At 46.8% G+C, this 7,594-nt stretch carries 7 protein-coding genes and 1 pseudogene; 4 read left to right on the top strand and 4 right to left on the bottom strand.

Features of this window, described 5'->3' with window-relative positions; genetic code table 11:
• Positions 1-119: 119 nt before the first annotated feature.
• From WCK19_RS17895 to WCK19_RS17910, 4 genes are all read left to right on the top strand, one after another.
• Positions 120-1,241 (top strand): hypothetical protein, encoded by a 1,122-nt coding sequence (locus tag WCK19_RS17895; protein WP_342398769.1) that lies wholly within the window; start codon positions 120-122, stop codon positions 1,239-1,241.
• Positions 1,242-1,460: 219 nt separating this feature from the next.
• On the top strand, positions 1,461-2,444 hold the full coding sequence (locus WCK19_RS17900; RefSeq protein ID WP_342398770.1) for a DUF4388 domain-containing protein: 984 nt from the start codon (positions 1,461-1,463) through the stop codon (positions 2,442-2,444).
• Between the two features lie 21 nt (positions 2,445-2,465).
• The gene (locus tag WCK19_RS17905) at positions 2,466-2,999 is read left to right on the top strand and encodes an ATP/GTP-binding protein (RefSeq protein WP_342398771.1); all 534 of its coding nucleotides are present in this window, start codon (positions 2,466-2,468) and stop codon (positions 2,997-2,999) included.
• On the top strand, positions 2,999-3,367 hold the full coding sequence (locus WCK19_RS17910) for a roadblock/LC7 domain-containing protein (protein WP_342398772.1): 369 nt from the start codon (positions 2,999-3,001) through the stop codon (positions 3,365-3,367). The genes WCK19_RS17905 and WCK19_RS17910 overlap by 1 nt, the downstream gene beginning before the upstream one ends.
• Before the next feature lie 42 nt (positions 3,368-3,409).
• Here the strand turns inward: WCK19_RS17910 and mce are convergent, their stop codons facing one another.
• The 4 genes and pseudogenes from mce to WCK19_RS17930 form a co-directional block, all read right to left on the bottom strand.
• Positions 3,410-3,820, bottom strand: a complete 411-nt coding sequence (gene mce / locus WCK19_RS17915) for a methylmalonyl-CoA epimerase (RefSeq protein WP_342398773.1) — start codon at positions 3,818-3,820, stop codon at positions 3,410-3,412.
• A 113-nt stretch (positions 3,821-3,933) separates the two neighbouring features.
• On the bottom strand, positions 3,934-5,238 hold the full coding sequence (locus WCK19_RS17920; protein ID WP_342398774.1) for an AAA family ATPase: 1,305 nt from the start codon (positions 5,236-5,238) through the stop codon (positions 3,934-3,936).
• Positions 5,239-5,298: 60 nt separating this feature from the next.
• Complete coding sequence (locus WCK19_RS17925) at positions 5,299-6,966, bottom strand: hypothetical protein (protein WP_342398775.1); 1,668 nt, start codon at positions 6,964-6,966, stop codon at positions 5,299-5,301.
• 224 nt (positions 6,967-7,190) lie between these two features.
• Positions 7,191-7,594 (bottom strand): annotated as a pseudogene (locus WCK19_RS17930) (hypothetical protein); the annotation flags it as partial.

The following is a 7,594-nucleotide window of genomic DNA, read 5'->3' on the forward strand; positions in this document are numbered from 1 at the left end:
TCACGGTTGCAGGTGTAGCACCAACAGCAACGGCAACGGTAGCCTCCACGCCAACGGCAACGGCGACGGTAGCCTCCACGCCAACAGCAACGGCGACGGTAGCAGCAACCCAAACGCTCATGCCAGCCAACACACCGACTAATCTTCCTACGGGAACGCCGGGTGTATCGCCTACTGCCACGCCAATCAATACTCCTGCACCAACGCCTGCCTTGCCGGGACAACCTGTACCCGCGCAGGCTACCACTCCTGTCAGTGTTACCCCACCTACCGGGAGTGGCGTAGTAGCCGGCTCAGTAATAAACAAAAATGGTTCGGTAGCGGGCGCTCCCATTGATTTAATCTGGGTAATTTCAGGTGGCGAACAAGTGCTGGCAAGCGCAGTTATAGATAATAGCGGGCAATTTTTCTTTGGGGGGTTGGGTAGTACCGGGCAAGGTGAAAGCTTTTATCTGCGCTTCCGTAACTCAGATCCGAGTGGTTCAACCTTACGTGTTTTCAATACAACGCCTTTCAGCTTTAGTTCCGGCTCAATTACCCGTGTTGATAATATTGATGTAACCGATGTTAGCATTGGTCCTCCGGGCGCGAGCGGTTTGCGTATCACTCCTCCCTATACCTTTGAATGGTTCAAACGTGTCCAGATAGAACGTTATTCGCTAACTTTCTTCAGTAGCTCTAGTCAAGTAGCGTTTGATACTGGCGATCTTGGCGGGGCTACAAGCTATACTTTACCTGATGGTAAAATTGGAAATGGTCAATATTCCGCTCAGGTTAACGTTAGCGGTTCGCAAGGGAACGGCGTTTCCAATAAGCGATTCACCTTTGCTATTGGAATAATTGCCACACCAACGCCTATACCTACTACAACTCCTGTTCCAACTTCTACTGTGCGGGCGCAAAGTAGCCCTATAGTTATTCCTACCGTTACTGGTCGCGCTATTACTAATGGAATGGCTACAACAACTGCTAGTACCACTACGGTAACGACTACCACAACGGCTGCTGTAAGCCCTACCACAACCGGATTGCCGAGCGGTGGTAGCGAAATTATCGGTGTCCCGCCAACCTTTGGACCTACACAGAATAATACAAGCCCCGCTAACACTGGCGGTAGCGGTAGCAGCGATACAAGCAAGCAATTGCCTACAACCGGCGGTGAATTGCCAATCGGTGGATTGGTACTGGCGGCTCTGACTCTGGCGGGTCGTCGCTTGAGACTGGTACGATATGCTCGGTAAATAAGGCTGTATTAGCTCAGTTAGTTTGCAGAATTAACGGTGCGACCGCTTTAAATATATGGTTTAATGCGTTGACCTTATTTTTAGGTAGGGTTATAATTTTAAGAACACGGAACGGTTGCGTGAATCAGGGTAATCAAAATAATGCCCGGTACTAGGGTTAATGGGTGATTTTATTCCTGAGCTTTTCTTACTTTTTTCTAAGGAGCTATTTCACTAATGGCGCTAGTAGGAAATCTTAAAGACTTCGGTCTGGCTGAATTTCTCTACCTCGTTGACCGGGGCTATAAGACCGGACGTCTTACTTTGCAAAGACCCGGAGATCGCGCCGAACTTTATTTTCAGACAGGTAAACTGGTGTACGCTTCCCATTTCGGGCAAGAAGAACGGCTTGGCGATATGCTGGTGCGAATGGGTCGAATTTCTCAGGAACAGGTAAACTATGCTTTACGTATCCAGCACACTCGCGAACCGAACAAGCCGTTGGGTGCGCTACTGGTAAGCAACAATATTATTTCTACCGACGAAATTAATAAATGCGTGCGTTTGCAGATTGAGGATATTACCTACGGGCTTTTTAACTGGAACGAAGGGGATTTCAAATTTGAGCAAGATGTGCAACCTCCCCCTGAAAGCTTGACTATTCCTCTCAGCGTGGAAAATATCATTATGGAAGGTACGCGCCGTATAGACGAGTGGACTCGGATTCGCGATAGAATTCCGAATCTGGATGTGGTGGTACGTTTTAGCGATCAGCCGCATGAAAAAGCGAAGGGCGTAAACCTTACACCGGATGAATGGCGAGTGTTTGCTCGTATCAATGGCTTGCATTCGATTCGCCAGATTGCACAACTTACGCACCTCAGCGAATTTGATGTTGCTCGTATCCTGTACGGTTTCCTGTCGGCGGGTCTGGTTATTATTTCCAAGCAACCGCCCCAAGCTGCTTTAAATGGTAGTTATCCCAGAACTGGGTTAGCCAGCCCTAATGCTTCCAGACCGGTCACTGCGCCTGCCTCGGCTGTACCGCCTCCTTCTGTGCCGCAACGCGCTCAGGCTCCTGCAAATGCACAGTATAATCCGGGTTATGCTGTAGGTATGAATGCTGCACCCGGAATACCGGCTCAAAGTGCGCCTCTACCACCTCAGACATTTAAAAAGAGCTTGATTCGCAGAATTATAGATGCCATATCCAGACGATAAGACCGGGAGGACTTATAGTTCGTGCAAACTGTCAAGATGGTTATTACCGGAGCAGTCGCAGCCGGCAAAACCGAATTTATTAAGTCTATTAGCGAAATAGACGTTGTTTCTACCGAGCGAAAAGCTACCGACGAAACCAGCCTGATTAAGAAAGAAACCACTGTAGCGATGGATTTTGGTCGTATCGCTATTGCGGATGACCTAGTGTTGCATCTCTTTGGTACACCCGGTCAGAAACGCTTTGATTTTATGTGGGAAATTCTGTCGGAGGGGATGCTTGGCTTAATTGTGCTGATAGATAGCACCCGCCCTGATACCTTCCGTGAAACTACCCGCATTATTGAATTTTTCACCGGATACCGTAAAACTCCTTTTATTGTAGTTTGCAATAAACAAGACTTAGAGAATGCATGGTCTCCAGAGGATATTCGCTACTCGCTGCGTCTCAGTAGTGAGGTCAAGGTCATTCCTTGTGTGTCAAAAGACCGGGATAGTGTTAAGAAAGTATTGCTCGAACTTTTATACACCATTCTGGCTGATGCGGAGGAGGATTGATGAATCGCCATGATGAGTTGGTAGGGCATCTTCGCAAGCTTCAAGCGGCTGCTCCTGAAATTGAAGCATCCGCGGTGGTAAGCCTCGATGGGTTAATTATTGCCTCGAATCTGCCGGATACTGTTGAGCCTGATAGGGTTTCGGCGATGAGCGCGGCGTTGTTGGCGCTCTCAATGCGTATTTCGGGTGAATTGAATCGAGGCTTGCTAGAGCAGGTATTTATTCGTGGTCTCGAAGGTGATATATTGCTTATGGCAGTAGGGGAAGATGCGGTACTGACCGTTATGTCACGGCGCGAGGCGAAACTAGGCATGGTGCAATACTACATGAAACGGGCAGCACGCGATATTGCGAATGTGATGCTCTAAAGAAAAGAGCGTTGGGCGGTTTTCAAGCCGCCCTTTTGTTGCCTAATCTTTGCCGTCCATACTTAACTCGATAAGTACGCCGCTGCTGGATTTCGGGTGAACGAAAGCAATATCTTTGTGGTGTGCGCCCCGTCGCGGTTGCTGGTCAATAAGTTGTAGGTGTCGTTCCTTGAGTTCATTCAACGCTTCCGGTACATCCTCCACATCAAGGCAAATGTGATGGATGCCTTCACCTCGTTTGGCGATAAACTTGGCTATCGGTGACTCTTCATTCAAAGGTTCAAGCAATTCAATTTTGCTTTCTCCTACAGTTAGGAAAGCTACCCTCACGCCTTGCTCTTCCACCACCTCAAAACCGATGTTTTCTAGCCCCAATGCTTCCTCGTAAAATTTCAAAGAACTGGTCAAATCTTTAACGGCGATACCAATGTGGTCAATTTTATTTATTGACATTTCGAGACTCCTACTATAAGGATGAAGATGTACAAATAAAGTTCCGGTAACTGTATTTATTATAGCCTATACCCTGAATAGTTGGTGTAGCTTTAACTGTTTGCAAATAACCGTCAAGCTCCTCGCTTTTTGCGCTCTGCATAAGCAGCATGAACGTTGACCTGTATAAATTCCATTTCGGGATAGCGCATTGCGCTGAGCCGTCCCCCGTAAACGCAACCCTGATCTAGATTTACGGTGTTATTGCGAAATTCAGGAAAAAGTTTTGTGGTGGGAGTGTGTCCATATACTACCAAAGGTTTGCCCCGATAATTTTCCGCCCAATTTTTCCGCTGTTTATTGCCATCCGGTGTGATTAATATTTCGCCATTCAGGCAGAAATTAAAGATACGGGGAGTGAGTTTCCCTATCATGTGTTCTTCGATACCGGCATGCGCTACTACCAGTTTATTTTGATTAAGTAACAAATAGGGAGGCGCGTTTTTTACGAGTGCGTTGATTAATTCGCCGACTTCTAAATACTCTTTTGTACCCAAGCGTTCAATCCAATTGCGTGTACTATTGGAGTCTACGCTTTCAGGTCGTTGGAAATATCTATAGTTGGCGTAACAATGGTTTCCGGGTATAAATAGCGCGTTATCTGTTTTTACCATAGCATTGACCAATCGTAAAACCTCTAGATTTTTAGGACCGCGATTTACTATGTCTCCTAGAAAAACAGTGCGCCTACCTAGAGGATGTCGGTAAATGCCATTCTCCTCCTGATAACCAAGTTTTTTGAGCAATTCGCAAAGCTCATCGTAACAGCCATGAATATCCCCAATCAAATCGAAGGGACCGCATTGCTCAGGTTTTTCCAATGAAAGCGGCACGATTTCCACTTGAAGATTGGTAATTTCATGCTGGTTTAGTTTGATAATCTGGTCGAAGCCTTCTTTTTGCGCGTTATTTTCGACTTCCTGATATAGCTTGAATTGTTTCTCTACTACCTTTGCGCCTACCGGAGGTGGGTCTATTCGGGCAGCATCCCGCTCACGACAGAGTTTTTCAGGCGCATCTATTAGCAACAATAGAATTGCGAAATCATGGCGATGGACAATTTGGAGCAATTCACGGCGGACTTGCACTGTCAGCGCGGTGCTATCTACTATCGTGGTGCGCCCGTATCGAAGCCGGGCATCTAGTATCCAATATAGCAAATCAAAAGCGTCTTTGCTGCTATCCTGATTGCGTTCATCATCGCAAACTAGACCTCGAAATTTGTCAGAGGAAAGTACCCAGTTAGCAGGAAAATTACGAGCGGCAAAGGTACTTTTACCGCTGCCACTCGGTCCGCATAAAGTTATTACAGTTGGGCGTGGGATAACTAGGCGCGTATGGTTGTCTGATAATTGCGCCTGATTGAGGCTGCGTTCCACAAAATCCTTGAATTCATACTAACAGGGCTTGGTTGTTATTATTCCTGTTAGTATAGCATATCAACCTACTTTACGGATTTGGCTGTGTGCTTCGCCTGCCATTGTGACCATGCTTCGTCCTTTGGTATCTACAAAGTAGGTGGAGGCGGCGCTATCAACCAGATCGGGAGTAAGGCGCGGCGGTTCCATATTGTACTTCGCCATTGAGACAATCTGGTCTATTAGGTCACGCGGTTGGCACATACGGAAAGGACGGTTATGCGGTAGATAATACCGTTCAATTAGGTAGTCAATCGCTTTTTCATCATAGGGTATTTTCTTGCTTTTGCAAACCAGTTGCCAGATTTGGCGATACTGTTTTTCATCTGGGTCTCCGATGTTAATTTTGTATTTGATACGGCGCAAGAAGGCTTCATCGGCTATGTCCATCGGGTCAAGGTTGCTACTAAAAGCTATCAACTGGTCAAAAGGCACTTCCATTTTTTTACCTGTTACCAGTGTAAGATAATCGTAGCGTTTTTCGAGCGGTACAATCCAGCGATTGAGCAAATCCATTGGGCGGCATTGCTGGCGACCAAAGTCATCAATCAGAAAGATACCGCCGTTAGCTTTCATCTGGAAAGGTGCTTCGTAAACCCTAGCGTTTTCGTTATAAATCAGGTCGAGGCTTGCCAGCGTTAACTCCCCGCCTACAACTACTACCGGGCGTTTGATACGTACCCAACGCGCATCGTAGGGCAAATTTTTATCCTGCGTGGGGTCATCCACAGCGACATGGTTAATCGGGTCGTAGAGTTTGATTATTTGCCCATCGGTTTCGATTGCATGAGGCACGTAAATATCACCACCCATCAGGCGAGTGATGCGCTCGGCGATAGAAGTTTTGCCATTGCCTGCTGCGCCAAAGAAGAAAACCGAAGAACCGGAATTTACAGCCGGACCGATTTGGGTTAGCACATAGTCATGGATAATCAGGTCGGCGAAAGCCTTGCGAATATTTTTATGAGTGACCACCACATGTTTTATGGTCTGGAGTTTGATGGCTTTTATCGCTTCTTCCAGCGGTACGGGCATTGCTCCCGCATACGCCGTTTTATCTAAGAGTTCGGCGGCGCGTTTGACTCCTTTGGGCGTAAGTACATATTCGTAGCCACCATCTCCCGATCCAATCATTCCGCCAATATCAAGTAATTCCTGCAAACGCAATTCTTCCAGAAGATCTCGGATAATGCCATAAAATTGGACGCGCAAGCGGGCAGCCATTTTATTTCCGGTAATACGACCATTAAAATAAATGGAGCGCAATATCATTTCCGATACAAAGCCCCGATTCAAGCCTAATTCTTCCACACTGTTCGGGATTGTGGGAAAATAAGCCGGTTCCTCCGGTTCTGGCTCATTCTCTTCTGCCTCGCTATTTTCGCTTGTTCCAAGATAATGCGGGTAATCTTTTAGTTCCTCGCTGACAGGCAAGCCCTGTTTGCGCCGTTCCATTTCTGCTGCCCATTCCCTGACCTGCTTTTCATGCAGCATCAGGTGAGCCAGCGATTCCATATCGCCCTTTGCTTTTGTTTCGCTTATAGCCGCGTAGAGCGCTCTTACCACTAGGCATTTCCCACCGTTTTTCCAGAAGTGATGTGGGTAGTTGTTGGCACGCGCATAGCAATCTGGGGTAAGATTTGACCGGTTCATTTCTTCTACGGCGGATTGCTCAATTAAGAATTGCATTTTTAAGTATCCTCTATCTAGTTAGAGACTCCGAAAAATATAAAGCTTTGCGGGAAATGAGTCGGCTTCAAGAATCAGAGGTAAGCCAACCACTACTGTATTATATATATTACTATATCAATTGTAACGGGTAATAAGAATTAAGAAATATAGCAAGGAAATACTAATAAAGTCCTATAAAATGTGGCAAGGCTATATTATAGCAATAATACATTGCTTTGGGTCTAGGTGAGTTCCCATTGAGGGCGAATATCCAGACTCAACTCGGCAATTGCTTCTTTGGCGTATCTAAACTTGAAATAGGCGGCGGCGGCAACCATTGCTCCGTTATCGGTGCAGAAAATCAGAGGAGGGAAACTAATAGGTATAGGTTTGGCGAGTCGGGCAGTTTGCTCCGAAAGCGCCGTTCGCAATGCCTTGTTTGCCGCTACTCCACCGGCAATTATTATCGCTTTTGCGCCATGTGCTTCGGCTGCTGCTACAGTTTTGGTTGCCAGCGTTTCCACGGCGGCTTGCTGAAAACTTGCGGCAATATCGGCGACAGGCAAATCATCGTTCAAAGCCAGTTGGGGTTGCTTGATAGGTTTATCTTGTTGGTTCGCTCCAGAGAAAGGGGTGGGTTTGGGAG

This window comes from Candidatus Chlorohelix sp. (assembly GCF_037138995.1).
GTDB lineage: Bacteria > Chloroflexota > Chloroflexia > Chloroheliales > Chloroheliaceae > Chlorohelix.

What these genes read in the sequence shown, in the direction of transcription:
- WCK19_RS17895 (WP_342398769.1), top strand. Translation starts at nt 120, where the DNA reads ATGCCAGCCAACACACCGACTAATCTTCCTACGGGAACGCCGGGTGTA.
- WCK19_RS17900 (WP_342398770.1), top strand. Translation starts at nt 1,461, where the DNA reads ATGGCGCTAGTAGGAAATCTTAAAGACTTCGGTCTGGCTGAATTTCTC.
- WCK19_RS17910 (WP_342398772.1), top strand. Translation starts at nt 2,999, where the DNA reads ATGAATCGCCATGATGAGTTGGTAGGGCATCTTCGCAAGCTTCAAGCG.
- mce (WP_342398773.1), bottom strand. Translation starts at nt 3,820, where the DNA reads ATGTCAATAAATAAAATTGACCACATTGGTATCGCCGTTAAAGATTTG.
- WCK19_RS17925 (WP_342398775.1), bottom strand. Translation starts at nt 6,966, where the DNA reads ATGCAATTCTTAATTGAGCAATCCGCCGTAGAAGAAATGAACCGGTCA.